Source organism: Curtobacterium flaccumfaciens, assembly GCF_051548005.1.
GTDB lineage: Bacteria > Actinomycetota > Actinomycetes > Actinomycetales > Microbacteriaceae > Curtobacterium.
Map to the genome: position 1 here is coordinate 1 of NZ_JBPUGH010000258.1, position 1,594 is coordinate 1,594.

Here is a 1,594-nt window from a genome sequence, read left to right on the forward strand (position 1 = left end):
GTTGGTGAGGTCGAGGTCCCAGGTGCCGTTGCTGGTGGTGGTGACGGTTCTGCCGAAGTCGTTGCCGTTGAGGTGCCAGCCGAAGGTGGTGTTCGCCGGGCCGGTGCCGGCGGCGGTGAGTCCCTCGCCCTGGGCGTAGGTGGGGTCCGAGGTCAGCTCGACGGGGGTGCGTTCGGCGGTGCTGGTGAAGGTGAAGGTGACGTCGTCGCGGTGGGGGTTGGTGAGGGTGAGGGTGAAGGTGTCGTAGACGTCGGCGGCGTTGGTGAGGTCGAGGTTCCAGGTGCCGTTGCTGGTGGTGGTGACGGTTCTGCCGAAGTCGTTGCCGTTGAGGTGCCAGCCGAAGGTGGTGTTCGCCGGGCCGGTGCCGGCGGCGGTGAGTCCTTCGCCCTGGGCGTAGGTGGGGTCCGAGGTCAGCTCGACGGGGACCGTCCTCGCTGCAGATGCAGCGGAGATGGGAGACGCCACGGCGGTGGAGGCAGATGATGTTGCTGGGATGAAGATCGCTCCCCCGACGAGAGCAGCACCCAGAACTCCGGCGCAGGTCAGATTGGTCGTTCGACGAACAAGCATCGTCATCCTTTCGATCAGGAACACCCACGGTAATATTCCGGATCTGATGACATCGTGACGTCAGTGCGTTCAGATCTTGCGGAGCAGCACCGAGTTCACCTTGTGGTTCGCGCCCTTCTTGAGCACGAGGGTCGCCCGGGAACGCGTCGGCAGCACGTTCTCGACGAGGTTCGGCTCGTTGATCGCCCGCCACACCTCCGTCGCCGTCCGCACGGCGTCCTCGCGCGAGAGCGAGGCGAAGCGGTGGAAGAACGAGTCCGGGCTGGAGAACGCCTCCTCCTGCAGGGCGAGGAACCGGTCGACGTACCAGGACTCGATGTCCTTCGTCTTCGCGTCGACGTAGATCGTGAAGTCGAACAGGTCGGACAGCGCCAGACGCCCGTTCGTCGGCGCCGCGAGCACGTTGAGCCCCTCGACGATGAGGATGTCCGGCTGCCGGACGACCACCTCGGCGTCGGGCACGATGTCGTACACGAGGTGGGAGTAGAACGGCGCCCGCACCTCGGCCGCACCGCTCTTGACCTGGCTCACGAACCGCAGCAGTGACCGGCGGTCGTACGACTCCGGGAAGCCCTTGCGGTCCATGATCCCGCGGCGTTCGAGTTCGGCGTTGGGGTAGAGGAACCCGTCCGTGGTCACGAGCTCGACCCGGGGCGTGTCCGGCCAGCGCTTCGTCAGCTCGCGCAGCAGTCGCGCGACGGTGGACTTGCCGACGGCGACCGAGCCGGCGACGCCGATGACGAACGGCGTCCGGCTCGCGCGCTCGCCGAGGAAGGCGGACGTCGACGCGTGCAGGTTCCTGGCACCGGCGGCGTACAGCGTCAGGAGGCGCGACAGCGGCAGGTAGACCTCCTGCACCTCCTGTATGTCCAGCCGGTCGCCGAGTCCGCGCAGCTGCACGATCTCGGTCTCGGTGAGGGACAGGTGCTCCTTGGGTGCGAGCTGTGCCCACTCGTCGCGGGGGATCTCCACGAAGGGGGTCGGGTGCGCGACGGTGGTGTCCGTGATCGGCATGGGCACGAGC

Annotated in this window: 2 protein-coding genes; both read right to left on the bottom strand. The window is 67.3% G+C overall.

All coding sequences use genetic code 11. The features are described 5' to 3' along the window. Positions 1-465: hypothetical protein (locus ACSW7Y_RS17135; protein WP_438127427.1), on the bottom strand; the 465-nt coding region annotated here is incomplete at its 3' end. A 174-nt stretch (positions 466-639) separates the two neighbouring features. Further along, positions 640-1,584 carry a type I pantothenate kinase gene (gene coaA / locus ACSW7Y_RS17140; protein WP_438127428.1) on the bottom strand — a complete coding sequence of 315 codons (945 nt, stop codon included), beginning with the start codon at positions 1,582-1,584 and terminating at the stop codon, positions 640-642. Positions 1,585-1,594: the final 10 nt, after the last annotated feature.

Bases quoted from the DNA above. Each gene is read 5' to 3' on its own strand.
- coaA (WP_438127428.1), bottom strand. From the start codon at position 1,584: ATGCCGATCACGGACACCACCGTCGCGCACCCGACCCCCTTCGTGGAG.